This is a genomic window from Microbacterium sp. CSI-V (assembly GCF_001984105.1).
In the GTDB taxonomy this organism is placed as follows: domain Bacteria; phylum Actinomycetota; class Actinomycetes; order Actinomycetales; family Microbacteriaceae; genus Microbacterium.
Genome location: NZ_MTQM01000005.1, coordinates 154,203 through 169,432 on the forward strand (window position 1 = coordinate 154,203; position 15,230 = coordinate 169,432).

11 protein-coding genes are annotated in these 15,230 nt (G+C 70.5%); 3 read left to right on the plus strand and 8 right to left on the minus strand.

Annotation, left to right across the window (positions count from 1 at the left end; all coding sequences use genetic code 11):
• The first annotated feature begins 46 nt into the window (after nucleotides 1–46).
• Nucleotides 47–1,660, plus strand: a complete 1,614-nt coding sequence (locus tag CSIV_RS01860) for an MFS transporter (protein WP_237488765.1) — start codon at nucleotides 47–49, stop codon at nucleotides 1,658–1,660.
• 97 nt (nucleotides 1,661–1,757) lie between these two features.
• On the opposite strand, the gene CSIV_RS01865 is transcribed toward CSIV_RS01860, so the two are convergent.
• The 4 genes from CSIV_RS01865 to rhaI all read right to left on the minus strand — a co-directional run bounded on the left by CSIV_RS01865 (nucleotide 1,758) and on the right by rhaI (nucleotide 7,816).
• Nucleotides 1,758–3,011 carry an alpha-hydroxy acid oxidase gene (locus CSIV_RS01865; protein ID WP_077049395.1) on the minus strand — a complete coding sequence of 418 codons (1,254 nt, stop codon included), beginning with the start codon at nucleotides 3,009–3,011 and terminating at the stop codon, nucleotides 1,758–1,760.
• Between the two features lie 32 nt (nucleotides 3,012–3,043).
• Nucleotides 3,044–4,495 carry a rhamnulokinase gene (locus CSIV_RS01870; RefSeq protein ID WP_077049722.1) on the minus strand — a complete coding sequence of 484 codons (1,452 nt, stop codon included), beginning with the start codon at nucleotides 4,493–4,495 and terminating at the stop codon, nucleotides 3,044–3,046.
• Nucleotides 4,492–6,528 (minus strand): bifunctional rhamnulose-1-phosphate aldolase/short-chain dehydrogenase, encoded by a 2,037-nt coding sequence (locus tag CSIV_RS01875; RefSeq protein WP_077049723.1) that lies wholly within the window; start codon nucleotides 6,526–6,528, stop codon nucleotides 4,492–4,494. Before CSIV_RS01875 ends, CSIV_RS01870 begins: the two co-directional genes overlap by 4 nt.
• 121 nt (nucleotides 6,529–6,649) lie before the next feature.
• On the minus strand, nucleotides 6,650–7,816 hold the full coding sequence (gene rhaI / locus CSIV_RS01880) for an L-rhamnose isomerase (protein WP_077049724.1): 1,167 nt from the start codon (nucleotides 7,814–7,816) through the stop codon (nucleotides 6,650–6,652).
• Between the two features lie 115 nt (nucleotides 7,817–7,931).
• Here rhaI and CSIV_RS01885 point away from each other — a divergent pair, with 115 nt between their 5' ends.
• A complete protein-coding gene (locus CSIV_RS01885) occupies nucleotides 7,932–8,927 on the plus strand; it encodes a LacI family DNA-binding transcriptional regulator (RefSeq protein ID WP_077049725.1) in 996 nt (331 codons plus the stop codon).
• Between the two features lie 5 nt (nucleotides 8,928–8,932).
• Here the strand turns inward: CSIV_RS01885 and CSIV_RS01890 are convergent, their stop codons facing one another.
• A complete protein-coding gene (locus tag CSIV_RS01890; RefSeq protein WP_077049726.1) occupies nucleotides 8,933–10,375 on the minus strand; it encodes an L-fucose/L-arabinose isomerase family protein in 1,443 nt (480 codons plus the stop codon).
• 127 nt (nucleotides 10,376–10,502) lie between these two features.
• Between CSIV_RS01890 and CSIV_RS01895 the strand changes: the two genes are divergently transcribed.
• Nucleotides 10,503–11,498 carry a LacI family DNA-binding transcriptional regulator gene (locus tag CSIV_RS01895; protein WP_077049727.1) on the plus strand — a complete coding sequence of 332 codons (996 nt, stop codon included), beginning with the start codon at nucleotides 10,503–10,505 and terminating at the stop codon, nucleotides 11,496–11,498.
• Between the two features lie 138 nt (nucleotides 11,499–11,636).
• Here CSIV_RS01895 and CSIV_RS01900 read toward each other — a convergent pair whose 3' ends face one another.
• From CSIV_RS01900 to CSIV_RS01910, 3 genes are read right to left on the minus strand one after another with little or no spacing between them, the layout of a single operon-like run.
• Nucleotides 11,637–12,482: a transglutaminase family protein gene (locus CSIV_RS01900; RefSeq protein ID WP_077049728.1), complete on the minus strand. Its 846-nt coding sequence runs from the start codon at nucleotides 12,480–12,482 to the stop codon at nucleotides 11,637–11,639.
• On the minus strand, nucleotides 12,479–13,411 hold the full coding sequence (locus tag CSIV_RS01905; protein WP_077049729.1) for an alpha-E domain-containing protein: 933 nt from the start codon (nucleotides 13,409–13,411) through the stop codon (nucleotides 12,479–12,481). The genes CSIV_RS01900 and CSIV_RS01905 overlap by 4 nt, the downstream gene beginning before the upstream one ends.
• Nucleotides 13,405–15,129, minus strand: coding sequence for a circularly permuted type 2 ATP-grasp protein (locus tag CSIV_RS01910; protein WP_077049730.1), 1,725 nt, complete (start codon nucleotides 15,127–15,129; stop codon nucleotides 13,405–13,407). The genes CSIV_RS01905 and CSIV_RS01910 overlap by 7 nt, the downstream gene beginning before the upstream one ends.
• Nucleotides 15,130–15,230 lie beyond the last annotated feature (101 nt).

Sequence of the window (15,230 nt, forward strand, 5' to 3'; positions counted from 1 at the left end):
ACGAATGCCTCTTCCGGCGCGGGTTTTCGCTAGATAAGCTAGCGATATGGACGAACGCATGGCCGGCCGCCGTTGGGCGGGACTCGTTTTCATCAGCATCGCCGTCTCGCTGATCATCGTCGACTCGACGATCGTCAACGTCGCCGTCCCCTCGATCGTCGAGGACCTCGGGATCTCCTCGACCGAGGTCCAATGGGTGCAGGAGGCGTACACCCTCGTCTTCGCCTCCCTGCTGCTGGTGTTCGGCAGCCTGGCCGATCGATTCGGCCGACGACGGCTCATGCTGCTCGGCGTGGCGATCTTCGTCGTCGCCTCGATCGCCGCGGCCGTCGCGCCCACCGGCGGGCTGCTCATCCTGTCGCGGCTCGTCCAGGGCGTCGGCGGATCGATGATCCTCCCCACGACCCTGTCGCTCATCAACGCGACATTCCGCGGGCGTGAGCGCGGCATCGCGTTCGCCGTGTGGGGATCCACGATCGGAGGCATGGCGGCCGTCGGGCCGCTGCTCGGCGGCTGGCTGACCACCTCGTTCTCGTGGCGCTGGGCGTTCGGGATCAACATCCCCCTCGGCATCCTCATCGTCATCGGCGTGCTCTTCACGGTGGCGGAATCGCGCAGCGACCGGCGCGAGACCATCGACGGCGTCGGAGCCCTCCTGTCGGTGCTCACGATGGCGCCCCTGGTCTTCGGCCTGATCGAGGGCCGAACCTACGGCTGGTGGACGGTCGACCAGACGCTCCAGGTCGGCGACTGGCAGTGGCCGTGGTCGCTCTCCCCCGTGCCGATCGCCTTCGCGGTCGCGCTGGTCGCCCTGGCGGCCTTCATCGCGTGGGGAGTCCACCGCCGGCGGCGCGGGCGCTCGACACTCCTCGCCCTCGGCCTGTTCCGCATCGCGTCTTTCCGAAACGGCAACATCGCCGCCGCGGTCGTCTCCCTCGGGGAGTTCGGCATCATCCTCGCCCTTCCCCTCTGGCTGCAGTTCGTCGTCGGCTTCGACGCACTGCAGACCGGCCTCCTCCTGCTCTCGCTGGCCATCGGGTCGTTCGTGGCGAGCGGGATCGCCGGCGCCCTGAGCGGTCGCGTCGCACCGGTGTGGATCGTTCGCGCGGGTCTCCTCGCGGAGATCATCGGAGTCGCCGGCGTCGCCTTCACGATCGGACCGGATGCCACGTGGGGACCCCTCATCCCCTTCCTGTTCGTCTACGGCGTCGGGGTGGGCCTGGCCACCGCGCAGCTCACGGGCGTCGTGCTGGCGGAGGTCCCGCCCGCAGAGAGCGGCGCCGCGTCCGGCACGCAGTCCACCTCCCGCCAACTCGGCGCGGCGCTCGGCGTCGCCATCCTCGGGACCGTCCTGTTCTCGACCACCTCGAGCGTGCTGACCTCCGCCCTCGACGACCGGGGGCTGCCCGCCGATCAGCGGGATCAGGTCGTGTCGCAGGTGGTCGACAGCGCGGGCGCGGCGATCGTCGGGCTCGAGCAGTCGCCGCAGACGCAGGACCTCGCGGCGGACGCGCGGACGGCGTTCAGCGACGGAACGAAGGCCGCCGCCTTCACCGCAGCCGGATTCCTGACGCTCGGACTCGTGTCGACGCTCACGCTCGGCGCCGCCGCGAGCGGGCGCGGCAGCCGCCAGGAGGAAGAGGAGCAGGCGCGCCGCTGAGCGGGCGCGACAGAACCTCAGCGATCCGCGCCGGATCAGCGGCATCCACGCGGTTCGGACTGAGGTTGCGCGGAGCACTGACGCTGCGCGCCCCGCGTCAGACGCGGGCATCCACCCCGTCGGCGACCGGCACCAGGCGCGTCAGCTGCGTGACGTGCCGGGGCTCGAGCTCGGCGAGGCTCGAGACGCCGAGCAGCGCCATCGTGCGCTCGATCTCGCTGCGGAGGATCGCGATCGTCCGGTCGACGCCCTGACGACCCCCGGCCATGAGGCCATAGAGGTAGGCGCGGCCGATGAGCGTGAACTTCGCGCCGAGGGCGATGGATGCCACGATGTCGGCGCCGTTCATGATGCCGGTGTCGACCATGACCGTCGCGTCCTTGCCGACCTCGCGCACGACGTGCGGCAGGAGCCGGAAGGGGATCGGCGCGCGGTCGAGCTGGCGTCCGCCGTGGTTCGAGAGGACGATGCCGTCGACACCGAGGTCGACCAGGCGGGCCGCGTCGGTGACGTTCTGCACGCCCTTCACGACGAGCTTGCCCGGCCACATGCCGCGGATGATGTCGAGGTCGTCGTAGCTGATCGTCGGGTCCATCGCGGCGTTCAGCAGCTCGCCGACGGTGCCGCCGGTCGTGCTGAGGGAGGCGAACTCGAGCTTGGGCGTGGTGAGGAAGTCGTACCACCACCACGGACGCGGAATGGCGTTGACGATCGTGCCGAGCGTGAGCTGCGGCGGGATCGAGAAGCCGTTGCGCTTGTCGCGGAGGCGGGCCCCGGCGATGGGGGTGTCGACCGTGAACTGCAGGGTGTCGAACCCGGCCGCAGCCGCCCGCTCGACGAGACCGTACGAGATCTCGCGCTGCTTCATGACGTAGAGCTGGAACCAGTTGCGTCCGACGGGGTTCGCCGCCTTCACGCCCTCGATCGAGGTCGTCCCGAGGGTCGAGAGGGTGAACGGGATGCCGGCGGCCGCCGCCGCGGAGGCCCCGGCGGTCTCGCCCTCGGTCTGCATCAGGCGCGTGAACCCGGTCGGGGCGATGCCGAACGGCAGGGCCGACGGGCCGCCGAGGATTTCGCAGGACGTGTCGACGTTCGCCGCCGGCCGCAGGATGTCGGGGTGGAACTCGACGTCCTCGAAGGCGCGGCGGGCGCGGTCGAGCGAGAGCTCGCCCTCAGCGGCACCGTCGGTGTAGTCGAACGCGGCCTTGGGCGTGCGACGCTTCGCGATCGTGCGGAGATCGGCGATCGTCAGCGCCGCGTCGAGACGGCGCTTGCGGGCGTCGAGCTCGGGCTTCTTGAACTGCATGAGCTCGAGGAGCTCGCCGACCTTGGGCAGCTGGCGCTGAACCATGGAGTCTCGCTTTCGTGTGGTCTGACCACAGACTACGCCGGTTCCGCGACGACGGAGCCGCGGGGCGTGTATCGGACAGGGGGGAACGCGTGCGCGACGCGCACGCGCAGATCTTCGAGGGTCGCGTCGGCGCCGAAGCACCCGAGCGCGCGGGCCTGCACGAGGACGTTGCCGAGCGCCGTGGCCTCCACGGGCCCGGCCAGCACGGGCACGCCCGCACGGTCGGCGGTCGCCTGGCACAGCAGCGCGTTGCGCGCGCCACCGCCCACGAGGTGGATGACGTCGACCTCGCGGCCCGCCAACCCGCCCGCGGTGCGCACGGCCCGAGCGAACGCGGCCGCGATGCTCTCGACGATGATGCGCGCGAACATCGGCCGCCCGGCACGGCCCGGGCGATCGGCGCCGATCAGCGCCGCGATGCGTCCGGGCATGTCGCCCGGGGCCGCGAGCTCGGGGGCGTTCGCGTCGAACAGGCGCGCGGGCGGCGACACCGCGCCGGCCGAGGCGAGGAGCAGCGGGAGGTCGATCGGGGCACCGTCCTCCTCCTCCCACGCGCGCACGGTCTCGCTCAGCAGCCACAGTCCGGTGACGTTGTGGAGGAAGCGTACGCGCCCGTCGACGCCGCCCTCGTTGGTGAAGTTCGCCTCGCGGGCGGCATCCGTCACGATCGGCTCCGGGAGTTCGAGCCCCACGAGCCCCCACGTGCCGCACGAGATGTAGGCGGCGTTCGGCGTCGACAGCGGCACCGCGACGATCGCCGACGCCGTGTCGTGCGATCCGACCGCGACGACCGGGATCGCCCCGAGCTCGGCGGGGGTCTCCCCGATCACCTGACCCGGGTTGACCAGCGGAGGCAGAACGGATGCCGGGATGCCGAGCGCCTCGGCGAGGGCCGAGTCCCACTCCCCTGTGCGCACGTCGAGGAGCCCCGTCGTCGAGGCGTTGGTGCGTTCGGCGACCGCGCGGCCCGTGAGGCGCTCCGCGATGAGATCGGGGATGAGGACGCTCACCTCCGCTTCGCCGACGCGCGGGTCGGCGGCGTACTGGTAGAGGGTGTTGAACGGCAGGAACTGCAGGCCGTTGCGCCGGTACAGCTCCTCGAACGGAATCGCCGCGTGAACGGCATCCACTCCCCGCGCGGTGCGCGCATCACGGTAGTGGAACGGCTCGGCGAGCATCTCCCCGCCGCGCAGCAGGCCGTAGTCGACCGCCCACGAGTCGATGCCCACGCTCTCGATCGCCGGCTCCCGCTTCAGTGCCTCGACGAGCCCCGCGCGCACGTGCCCCCACAGCGCCTCGACGTCCCAGTGCCAGCCGTCGGCGCGCTCGACCGGTCCGTTCGGGAAGCGCGCGACCTCCTCGAGCGTGAGCGTGTCGTCGCCGACCCGGCCGATCATCACCCGCCCGCTCGTCGCGCCGAGGTCGACGGCCGCGACGGCGCGGACGGTGCCCGGCACCCCCGCGACCGACACGGAACCGCTCATCGCAGGAACGCCGCGGCGACGCCCGAGTCCACGGGGATGTGGAGACCTGTCGTGCGGGACAGCTCGGGCCCGGTGAGCACGTACACCGCGTCGGCGACGTTCTCGGGCACGACCTCGCGCTTGAGGATCGTGCGGTTGGCGTAGAACTGGCCGAGGTCCTCTTCCTTCACGCCGTACGTCGCGGCGCGATTCGCGCCCCAGCCGGCGGCGAAGATGCCCGAGCCGCGTACGACACCGTCGGGGTTGATGCCGTTCACCCGCACGCCGTGCTCGCCGAGCTCGACCGCGAGGAGGCGCACCTGGTGCGCCTGGTCGGCCTTGGTCGCGGAGTACGCGATGTTGTTCGGACCCGCGAAGACGCTGTTCTTCGACGAGATGTAGATGACGTCGCCGCCCATCTTCTGCTCGATGAGCGCCTTCGCGGCCGCCTTCGAGACGAGGAACGACCCCTTCGCCATCACATCGTGCTGCAGGTCCCAGTCCTTCTCGGTGGTCTCCAGCAGCGGCTTCGACAGCGAGAGCCCCGCGTTGTTGACGACGAGGTCGATGCCGCCGAACGCCAGCAGCGTCGCGTCGATCGCGGCCTGGACACCCGCGGCATCCGCCACGTTCGCCGCGACACCGATCGCGACGTCGGTGCCGCCGAGCTCGGCGGCCGCGGCTTGCGCCTTCTCGAGGTCGAGATCGGCGACGACGACGCACGCGCCCTCCGCCGCGAGACGGGTGGCGATGGCCTTGCCGATCCCGGATGCCGCGCCCGTCACGAACGCGATGCGCCCCTGGTGCGTTTTCGGCTTCGGCATCCGCTGGAGCTTGGCCTCTTCGAGCGCCCAGTACTCGATGCGGAACTTCTCGGCATCCGAGATCGGCGCGTACGTCGACAGCGCCTCGGCCCCGCGCATGACGTTGATCGCGTTGACGTAGAACTCCCCCGCGACGCGCGCGGTCTGCTTGTTGGCGCCGTACGAGAACATGCCGACGCCCGGCACGAGCACGATGAGCGGGTCGGCGCCGCGGATGGCCGGGGAGTCGGCATCCGCGTGCGCGTCGTAGTACGCCTGGTAGTCGGCGCGGTACTCCTGGTGGAGTTCCTGCAGTCGGGCGATCGCATCCTCGACCGAGGCGTCGGCGGGCAGGTCGAGGATCAGCGGCTTGACCTTGGTGCGCAGGAAGTGATCGGGGCAGCTCGTGCCGAGCGCGGCGAGGGCGGGGGCCTTCTCGGATGCCAGGAAGTCCAGCACCACGTCGGAATCGGTGAAGTGGCCGACCATCGGCTTGTCGGTGGACGCGAGTCCGCGGATCGTCGCCGCGAGGGCCGCGGCCTTCGCCCGGCGCTCGGCCTCGGGCAGCGCCGCGAAGCCCGCACGGACGCCACCGAAAGGCTCGGCCGCACCGTTCGCGTCGACGTACGCCTGGGCGGTGTCGATGATCCAGAGGCTGTTGCGCTCGGCCTCCTCGGACGTGTCACCCCACGCGGTGATGCCGTGTCCGCCGAGGATCGTGCCGATCGCCTGCGGGTTCGCGGCCTTGATCGCGGCGATGTCGAGACCGAGCTGGAAGCCGGGGCGACGCCACGGCACCCACACGACCTTGTCGCCGAAGATCTTCGTCGTCAGCTCCTCGCCGTCGGCCGCCGTCGCGATCGCGATGCCGGCGTCGGGGTGCAGGTGGTCGACGTGTGCGGCATCCACGAGTCCGTGCATGGCGGTGTCGATCGACGGGGCAGCACCCCCCTTGCCGTGCAGGCAGTAATCGAACGCGGCGACCATCTCGTCCTCGCGGTCGATGCCGGGGTAGACGTCGACGAGGGCGCGCATGCGGTCGAGGCGCAGCACCGCGAGGCCCTTCTCGGTGAGCGTGCCGAGGTCGCCGCCGGAGCCCTTGACCCACAGCAGCTCGACCGGCTCTCCGGTGACGGGATCGATGTCGGTGCCCTTGGCGGAGGTGTTGCCGCCGGCGTAGTTGGTGACCTTCGGGTCGGAGCCGAGGCGATTGCTGCGCGCGACGAGGTCGGCGGCGGTGGAGCTGGTCATGCGAGGAGGTTCCTTTCACCATTCGGTGTCCAGGACACGCGGATGCCGGCGGGGCGCATCCGCGTGTCTTGGACACTCAAGCCATGTGGGGGCCGCCCGGCGCGGGCGGCGTGGGTAGGGGTCAGGCGCCCCAGCCGGCCTGGGTGCCGCCGACACGCTCTGCGGCGATGCGGGGCAGGTAGCCGGATGCCGCGAACGCGGCCATCGGGTCGGCGGGAAGGCCGCGCGACTCGCGCCACTCGGCGAGGGCGGGACGCACGTCGGTGTAGAAGGCATCCATCAGCACCGCGTTCGCGGCGAGGACGTCGTTCGCCTGCTGCGCGGCGGTCAGCGCGTCACGGTCGACGAGCAGGGCACGGGCGGTCATCTCCTGGACGTTCAGCACCGAGCGGATCTGGCCCGGGATCTTGTCCTCGATGTTGTGGCACTGGTCGAGCATGAACGCGACGTCGGGGTTGTTGAGACCCCCGCCGCGGACGACCTCGGTGAGGATGCGGAACAGCTGGAACGGGTCGGCGGCCCCCACGATGAGGTCGTCGTCGGCATAGAACCGCGAGTTGAAGTCGAACGAGCCGAGCTTCCCGAGGCGCAGCAGCTGCATGACGATGAACTCGATGTTCGTGCCGGGCGCGTGGTGGCCGGTGTCGAGGCACACCAGAGCCTTGTCGCCGAGGGCGGCGACCTGGGCGTAGGACGTCCCCCAGTCGGGAACGTCGGTGTGGTAGAACGACGGCTCGAAGAACTTGTACTCCAGCACCAGGCGCTGGTCGTCGCCGAGACGCGCGTAGATCTGCTGCAGCGAGTCCTGCAGGCGGTCCTGGCGGCCGCGCATGTCGTTCTGGCCGGGGTAGTTCGACCCCTCGGCGAGCCAGATCTTCAGGTCGCGCGAGCCCGTGGCATCCATCACGTCGATACACGCGAGGTGGTGGTCGATGGCCTTGCGGCGGACGCGCTCGTCGTGGTGGGTGAGGGCGCCGAACTTGTAGTCCTCGTCCTGGAAGGTGTTGGAGTTGACCGTCCCGAGCTTCACACCGAGGTCTTCGGCGTGACGGCGGAGGGCCGTGTAGTCGTCGACGAGATCCCACGGGATGTGCAGGGCCACCGTGGGGGCGAGTGCGGTCAGGCGATTGACCTCGGCGGCATCCGCGATCTTCTCGAACGGATCGCGGGGAGTGCCCGCGGTCGGGAAGACGCGGAAGCGGGTGCCGGAGTTGCCGAACGCCCAGGAGGGCAGCTCGATCGCCTGGCTCTCGAGGGTCGCGAGGATTTCGGGGCTGAGGGTGCTCATGGGGGCGGTCCTTCTCCACGGCGGTGGGGCTCTGCGAACACGTGAATCGTTTCACAACTTGAATCGTTTCAGACAGTAGTGTGGGGAAAGCGGTTCGTCAAGAGGAGGAGCACCGGTGTCAGCGAGCATCAAAGACGTTGCGGCGGCCGCCGGCGTCTCGGTGGGCACCGTGTCGAACGTGCTGAACCGTCCCGAGAAGGTCTCCCCCGCCACCGTCGAGCGCGTGCACGCCACGATCGAAGACCTGGGGTTCGTGCGCAACGACGCGGCCCGACAGCTGCGCGCGGGACAGAGCCGATCGGTCGGCTTCATCGTCCTCGACACCGCGAATCCGTTCTTCGCCGAGGTCGCGCGCGGAGCGGAGGAGCGAGCGGATGCCGAGGGGCTCGCGGTCCTGCTCGGCAGCAGCGGGCAAGACGGCGCGCGCGAGAGGACGTATCTCGAGCTGTTCCGCGAACAGCGCGTCCGCGGCGTGCTCCTGACGCCGAGCGACCCCGCCGCGGCCGCCGTCGCCCAGGCCGGCATCCCGCTCGTCCTCGTCGATGGCGAGTCACCCGACGGGAGCGTGCCCTCCGTCGCCGTCGACGACGTCGAGGGCGGATACCTCGCCGCCCGCCACCTGCTCGAGCGCGGCCGTCGACGCCTCGCCTTCGTGGGCGGCCCGCTCGCCGTACGACAGGTGACCGACCGCCTCACGGGCGCGCGGCGCGCCCTGGCCGAGGTGCCGGGCGCCCGCCTCGAGATCGTCGAGATGCCGACCCTGACCGTGCTCGCCGGACGTCAGGTCGGCGAGGAGTTCGCCGCGCGACGCCCCGAGGACCGCCCCGACGCCGCTTTCTGCGCCAACGACCTGCTCGCGGTCGGTCTGCTGCAGGGGTCGGCGATCCTCGGAACCATCCGCGTCCCGGAGGACCTCGCGATCATCGGGTACGACGACATCGACTTCGCGCAGTCGACGGTGGTGCCGCTGTCCTCCGTGCGGCAACCGGCGCACGAGATTGGCGCGACCGCCATCGACGTGCTGCGGGAGCTGCTCGACGACCCGCCCGCGACACCCCGCCGGGTGCGCTTCCGTCCCGAGCTCGTCATCCGCGCCTCGACCGGCGGCTGAAACCCTCAGACCGCCCGGAACTCGATCCCGAGCAGGGATGCCGCCGCGCGGTACGTCTCCGCGCGGTGGCCGAGCGACAGGCTCCAGTGGTGGCCGATCCCCGTGGCCGACCACGCGTCGACCCACTCTCCCGGGTCGCGCCCGAAGTCGACGCGGCTCGTCGTGTTGCCGATCTCCAGCAACGGGCCGCGCACCACCGCCCCCTCCGAGGCCACGAACACGAGCGACCCGTCACGATCCTGACCGAGCCCGAGCAGCGTCACTGGCCCGGCTTGCACGTCGAACTCGACGGAGACGCCCCATCCGCGCTTGCCGTGGAAGACGCCGAGCCCGCGCAGGAGCGGGTCCCGCGACGACACCGCGAGGTGTGCGGGGCCGTCGTGCCCCATCTCGACGACGTCGTCCTCGAAGTTGAGCGCTTGGATCTCACAGAAGGAACCGCCCGCACCGATGACCTGCGTGGCCAGCTGCGCGACGGTCGTGCGTAGTTCGAACTCCCCGGTTGCGGGGATGCCGCGGGCGGTCAGGAGCGAGGCCCCCAGGATCATCCCCGCGCCCAGACGCTCGTGGAGTTCGCCCCCCAGACCCCGGTGGTAGTACGCGAGCGAGTCGAGTCCGAAGTCGTCCACCAGTCTGTCGAGACCCACCGAAACTCGAGCGCCCCAGAGGAAGTCCTCCTCTTCCACGGAGTCGTCGATGACGAAGACCTCGGATGCCAGTCGCAGGCGTTCGCGCGCTTCGGCATCCGTGACCTCGTCCACGCGCACACGCAGATCGTCGAACTCCAGAACCTCGACGTGGGAGCCGAAGGTCGCAGGGAGCAGGGTCAGATCTGTCGAGACGTCCAGCATGCCCGGGTAGAGGTGCCCCATGAGTCCGTGGCGGGCGTGCCGGAGTGCGGCGCGGACGTGCGCCGCGTGGATCCACCGTTCGATCCGCACCCAGGCGGATTCCTGACGAAGCCAGCCCGACACCGACCGGAAGGGGATGCCGGCGCGCCGGAACACGTTGCCGACCTCCGGCACGGGGCACTGGCCGCAGTACGCCAGCCACGCCCCGGTGTCGAAGGACGCGTGGTCCATGCGCTCGGTCGGCTGGAGGTCGATCACGAGGATGGGCGCGTCGGCCCGTTGCGCGATCGGCAGCACCATGGAGCTGGTGAGATACGTCGTCAGGAAGAGCACGATGAGGTCGCAGTCCGCCTGACGGAGACGCTCCGCTGCCGCGGCGCCCTGCTGGGCGTCGGAGATGAAACCGACGTCGGTGACATCGGCATCCATTGCCGCGAACCGCTCGGACACGTAGCGCGCGGACTCCTGCAACTGCGGCAGCAGGTCGGGGAACTGCGGCCAATAGGTGCCCAGGCCGCCCGCGACGAGGCCGATACGCGGCTTGCGACGCGGCGCGGGGGGCAGGAGGGCCCCGAGGGAGGAGGGAGTGGATGCCATGAGAGTTCGCCTTCGAGCCTTCGCGGGATGCGCGTCGACCCGGAGGCTCGCGCATTTAATCGATTAAAACAGCACTACTCTTGATCAGAGGAGACGTTCGCGTCAAGCCCGGACCGAGAGGAGCCCCATGAAGGGCATCGGCCTGTCCCGCGTCGCGGCAGACGCGGGCGTCTCGGTGGCGACCGTCTCCAACACCATCAATCGTCCGCACATGGTGTCCGAGACCACGCGGAAGCGGGTGGAGGACGCCATGCGGCGCCTCGATTTCGTCCCCAACCGCGCGGCGGCGACCCTGCGCAGCGGGTACAACCGTCTCCTCGGGGTGGTGGTTCCGGAACTCGTGAACCCCTTCTACGCGGCGATCACCGAGGCGATCGCGGTGGCCGCCGCCGCACGCGGCTACGCCGTCGCCCTCTGCGTGAGTCACGACGACGCCGCCGTGGAACTGTCCCACTTCGAGATGCTCGCGGAACAGCGCGCGGCCGGCGCCATCGTCGTGCCGTACAGCGCGTCCGGCCCGCGACTGCGTCAGCTCCGCATGGTGGGTACGCACCTCGTGCTCGTGGACCGCGCGGCGGACGAGCACGACGGGTGCGCGGTCGCCGTCGACGACGTCGCCGGTGGCACGCTCGCGGCACGCCATCTGCTCGAAAGCCCGGGCCGGGGACTCACCCTGGTCAACGGCCCGACCTCGATCCCCCAGTGCCGAGACCGACGACGGGGTTTCATCGACGCCGACGCCGGAGCGGAGCTCACCGAATTCACCAGTGCGCACATGACGGTCGACGACGGGGTCGAGATCGGTCGCCGAATCGCCGATGGCGGCGCGCCTCGCCGCATCTTCTGCACGAACGACCAGCTCGCCCTCGGGGTCGTCCGTGGGCTGCGCGAGCGCGGCGTCTCCATCCCGCGCGATGCCGTGGTCGTCGGCTACGGCGACCTCGCACTCGCCGTCGAAGGCGACATCCGACTCACGAGCGTGGCTCAGCCCAAAGAGAAGCTCGGCGAAGAAGCCGTGACGAAGGTGCTGAGCGAGATCGAGGACGCCGGGGGCCACCGGCATTCCACGACCGTCCTCGCACCGCGCCTGGTCGTGCGGGAATCCGCCCCGGCCGCCCCGTAGCTCCGCCCCGCATCAGTGCCGCGCCGGCACCCCTTCGACCCGCTTCGGGTCCGCCACGACCGCGGCGAGACCCGCAGCCTCGTCGACCTGCACCGCGAGGTGCAGCAGCTGCTGGGCCGCGCCGCCGGGGCGTGAGCGTCACGTCTCGCGCGTGATCGTCACCTTCACCTTGAGCTGGCTCTTGCCCGGACCTGCGTACACGCCGCGCAGCGGCGGCACGTCGTTGTAGTCACGTCCCCGGCCGACGAGCACGTGGCGGTCGCCGATCTCGATGTTGTTCGTCGGATCGAAGCCCTGCCAGTCCCCCGCGAACCACTCCACCCACGCGTGCGACTCGCCCGTGACGGCCTCACCCACCTCGGCGGAGGGCTTGGGGTGGAGGTAACCCGACACGTAGCGGGCGGGGATGCCGACCTCGCGCAGCGCGCCGAGGGTGATGTGCGCGATGTCCTGGCACACGCCCTTGCGGGCCTCCCACGCGTCCACCGCGGTGGAGTGCACGCCCGTGACGCCCTGCATGTACTCGATGGCATTGCCGACGGCCTCGGCGATGGCGTGCGCCGCCGGTCCGGGCCGGTCGTGGTCCGCCGCGATCTCGCGCGCGAGCGCGACCACCTCGGGGTGGGGCGTCGTGCGTCGCGTCTGCGTCAACTGCTCGACCGTGGTGATCGACCGGGACGCCTCCGCACGCAGCTCGTCCCACGTGATGTCGGCGTGCTCGATCGGACGCGGGCGCACCTCCACGAGCGAGCGCGCCGTGATGGTGAGCGCCGCGTGGGGCGAAAGCACGTCGAAGGCGGCGACCCGGGTGCCGAAGTAGTCGACGTACTGGTTGACCGAGGTGGAGGGCTCGATGTCGAGCGACGAACTCAGCACGAACTGGCTGTCGGTCGACCCGGGCAGCATCCGGGCCTCGTTGTACGAGGCGACGACGTCGCCCGGATACGCGAACCCGGTCTGGTGCTCGATGCGCAGGCGCTTCACGAGATCTCTCCGATCCACGCGGGCTCGGCCTGCGTCGGGAAGAACCGCGACCGGATGGCCTCGGATGCCTCACGGGTCACCGTCTGCACGCGCTGCATGTGCTCGGGCAGCTCGGCGAGGATGTCGCTGATGGGGCGGTACTCCAGGTCGTTGCGGATCTGCCCGAGGGCCCGCAGCACCGTGTTGGAGTGGCCGACGCGGTCGGCACGGGGATCGATGGCGCTCATGCAGTCCTCGGCGCGCTGGATGGAGTAGATGATCGACCGCGGGAACAGGCGGTCCAGCAGCAGGAACTCGGCCGCATTGCGGGCGCTCGGCATCCCGCGATACGTCCGGAGGTATGCCTCGTACGCGCCGCACGAGCGGAGGATCGTCGTCCACGACGGACCGGACACCTCGGTGAGCGACCGGGTCGCGAGCAGACGCGCCGTCATGTCGGTGCGCTCGATGCTGCGACCCAGGGTGAAGAACTGCCAGGCCTCGTCGCGGTTCGTCGAGGAGTCGACGATGCCGATCGCCAGCGCGGCGCGCTCGCGCACCCACTGGAAGAACTCGTGCACCTTCTCGGTCTGCAGACGCCGCGGCATCCGCGAGTTCGTCGTGTTGAGGGTCTCCCACAGTTCGGTCGAGACGATCTCGCGCGCACGGCGGGCGTTCTCGCGCGCCGCGGTAAGCGAGTAGGCGATGCTCGACGGGTTCATGCGGTCGACCGCCAGGCGGGCGAGGACGTCGTCGCGCCGCACGGTGTCGACGTTCTCGGGGAACGCCGAGCCCATGACGCTCAGCAGCGACCGGCACGCGGTGTCCTCGTCGATCCACGGGTCTTCCAGGAGGAGCTGCAGGTGGACGTCGAGGATGCGGGCGGTGCCGTCGGACCGCTCGATGTAACGGCCGATCCAGAACAGCGACTCGGCGATGCGACTCAGCACGAGGGCACCTCCCCGTCGCTCTGCTGCTGTTGCTGCTCCGCCTGCGGGCCGTGCTGCACGCTCGCGTCGGCCTGCTGCTGCTGCTCCTGCTGGTCGCGGTCGGCGCGGTGGTCGCGCGGGGCCGTGGCGGGGGCGGGCTGACCGTCGTAGATGATCGGGATCGCCTCGGTCACCGCCGCCTGGTCGGCCACGAGACCCGAAACGCCGTTCCCCTGGCCGTACTCCACGTGCGACGGGGCGGAACCGCCGACGACCCACGTATCCTTCGAGCCGCCGCCCTGGCTGGAATTGACCACGAGCTGCCCCTCCGGCAGGGCCACGCGGGTGAGGCCGCCGGGCAGCACCCAGATGTCGTCGCCGTCGTTCACGGCGAACGGCCGCAGGTCGGCGTGGCGGGGGCGCATGCCGTCCTCGACCAGGGTGGGGATCGTCGAGAGCATCACGACCGGCTGCGCGATCCACCCGCGCGGGTCGGCGAGCAGCCGCTTGCGGAGCTTCTCGAGCTCGGCGGGAGAGGCATCCGGACCGACGACGAGCCCCTTGCCGCCGGAGCCGTCGACGGGCTTCACGACGAGTTCGGGCAGTCGGTCGAGCACCTCTTCGAGCGCGTCCGGATCCTCGAGCCGCCACGTGTCGACGTTCTTCAGGATCGGCTCCTCGGCGAGGTAGTACCGGATGAGGTCGGGCACGTACGTGTAGAGGAGCTTGTCGTCGGCGACGCCGTTGCCCACGGCGTTGGCGATCGTGACGTTCCCGAGCCGCGCGGCGAGCATGAGGCCGGGTGCGCCGAGCATCGAGTCGGCGCGGAACTGCATCGGGTCGAGGAAGTCGTCGTCGACGCGACGGTAGATGACGTCGACGCGCTGCGGACCGCGGGTCGTGCGCATGAAGACCTTGCCGCCGACGCACAGCAGGTCGCGGCCCTCGACCAGCTCGACACCCATCAGACGCGCGAGCAGCGTGTGCTCGTAGTACGCCGAGTTGTAGACGCCCGGGGTGAGCACCACGATGTTCGGGTCGTCGATCCCGGGCGGGGCGGACGCCCGGAGAGCGGCGAGCAGCTTGTTGGGGTAGTCGCCGACCGGGCGCACCCGCATCGAGACGAACAGTTCGGGCAGGGTCTGCGCCATGACCCGTCGGTTGGAGATGACGTACGACACTCCGGAAGGCACGCGCACGTTGTCCTCGAGGACCCGCATCTCGCCGTGCTCATCGCGGATCAGGTCGATGCCCGACACCTGGATGCGCACGCCGTTGGCACTGCGGATGCCGGCGGCCTGGCGATAGAAGTACTGCGACGACGCGATGAGTCCCGCCGGGAGCACCCCGTCGCGCACGCAGTGCTGATTGCCGTAGGCGTCGTCGAGGAACGCCTCGAGCGCCCGCACCCGCTGCTTCACGCCCGCTTCGATGCGCGACCATTCGTCGTAGGCGATGACGCGGGGGACGGCATCCAGGGGGAAGGGACGCTCCTCCCCCGCGAAGTCGAACGTCACGCCCTGGGCGAGGTAGGAACTGGCGAGCGAGTCGGTGCGCCCGCGAAGCTCCTCCTGCGTCATCTGCGCCAACGCCTGGTACAGCTCCCGATACGCCTCGCGCGAGGGCGCCGCGTCACCGGGGGTGGCCGGGACACCGAACATCTCGTCGAACGCCGGGATGCCGGATACGGTCTTGCGCGGCGCCAACGTGGAGCCGTAACCGTCGAACAGGTCACCCATGCCCTGAGCCTACCCACGCCCGTGTTGCGGAGGTGTTTCCCCCGCGCGCAGAGCGGCGTGGCTAGGCTGGCCCGACATCCGCCGCCTCGACCGAAGGTGCC

Bases quoted from the DNA above. Each gene is read 5' to 3' on its own strand.
- CSIV_RS01860 (WP_237488765.1), top strand. From the start codon at position 47: ATGGACGAACGCATGGCCGGCCGCCGTTGGGCGGGACTCGTTTTCATC.
- CSIV_RS01865 (WP_077049395.1), bottom strand. From the start codon at position 3,011: ATGGTTCAGCGCCAGCTGCCCAAGGTCGGCGAGCTCCTCGAGCTCATG.
- CSIV_RS01870 (WP_077049722.1), bottom strand. From the start codon at position 4,495: ATGAGCGGTTCCGTGTCGGTCGCGGGGGTGCCGGGCACCGTCCGCGCC.
- CSIV_RS01875 (WP_077049723.1), bottom strand. From the start codon at position 6,528: ATGACCAGCTCCACCGCCGCCGACCTCGTCGCGCGCAGCAATCGCCTC.
- rhaI (WP_077049724.1), bottom strand. From the start codon at position 7,816: ATGAGCACCCTCAGCCCCGAAATCCTCGCGACCCTCGAGAGCCAGGCG.
- CSIV_RS01890 (WP_077049726.1), bottom strand. From the start codon at position 10,375: ATGGCATCCACTCCCTCCTCCCTCGGGGCCCTCCTGCCCCCCGCGCCG.
- CSIV_RS01895 (WP_077049727.1), top strand. From the start codon at position 10,503: ATGAAGGGCATCGGCCTGTCCCGCGTCGCGGCAGACGCGGGCGTCTCG.
- CSIV_RS01910 (WP_077049730.1), bottom strand. From the start codon at position 15,129: ATGGGTGACCTGTTCGACGGTTACGGCTCCACGTTGGCGCCGCGCAAG.